Origin of the sequence: Photorhabdus sp. S10-54, from assembly GCF_963878145.1 — a bacterium.
GTDB lineage: Bacteria > Pseudomonadota > Gammaproteobacteria > Enterobacterales > Enterobacteriaceae > Photorhabdus > Photorhabdus kayaii.
The window spans coordinates 1-1,016 of the sequence record NZ_CAWNXG010000151.1 but is presented as its reverse complement, the minus strand read 5'-3'; the positions used below and the strand labels follow the sequence as shown (position 1 = coordinate 1,016).

The 1,016-nt window shown below is 50.4% G+C and carries 1 protein-coding gene; it reads left to right on the top strand.

Annotation, left to right across the window (positions count from 1 at the left end; translation table 11 throughout):
• A partial coding sequence (tuf, locus tag AACQ83_RS24235) for an elongation factor Tu (protein ID WP_112879927.1) occupies positions 1–1,016 on the top strand: 1,016 nt, incomplete at both ends.

The following is a 1,016-nucleotide window of genomic DNA, read 5'->3' as shown; positions in this document are numbered from 1 at the left end:
TTTGAACGTACAAAACCGCACGTTAACGTTGGTACTATCGGCCACGTTGACCACGGTAAAACTACCCTGACTGCTGCTATCACTACTGTATTGGCTAAAACCTACGGTGGTAATGCTCGTGCATTCGATCAAATTGATAACGCACCAGAAGAAAAAGCACGTGGTATCACCATTTCTACTTCTCACGTAGAATACGATACCCCAAGCCGCCACTATGCGCACGTTGACTGCCCAGGCCACGCCGACTATGTGAAAAACATGATCACCGGTGCGGCTCAGATGGACGGCGCAATCTTGGTAGTTGCCGCGACTGACGGTCCAATGCCACAGACGCGTGAGCACATTCTGTTAGGTCGTCAGGTAGGCGTTCCTTACATCATCGTGTTCCTGAACAAATGTGACATGGTAGACGACGAAGAGCTGCTGGAACTGGTTGAGATGGAAGTACGTGAGCTGCTGTCTCAGTACGATTTCCCAGGCGATGACACGCCAGTTATCCGTGGTTCTGCTCTGAAAGCGCTGGAAGGTGATGCAGAGTGGGAAGCGAAGATCATTGAACTGGCCGATGCCCTGGACAGCTACATTCCAGAACCAGAGCGTGCAATCGACCAGCCATTCCTGCTGCCAATCGAAGATGTATTCTCTATTTCAGGCCGTGGTACCGTGGTAACTGGTCGTGTAGAGCGCGGTATCGTTAAAGTGGGTGAAGAAGTTGAAATCGTGGGTATCAAAGACACGACTAAAACTACTTGTACTGGCGTAGAAATGTTCCGCAAACTGCTGGACGAAGGCCGTGCAGGTGAGAACGTCGGTGTTCTGCTGCGTGGTACCAAGCGTGACGAAATCGAACGTGGTCAGGTACTGGCAAAACCAGGTTCAATCAAGCCACACACCACTTTCGAATCAGAAGTTTATATTCTGAGCAAAGACGAAGGTGGCCGTCATACGCCATTCTTCAAAGGCTACCGTCCACAGTTCTACTTCCGTACAACTGACGTGACCGGTACCATTGAACT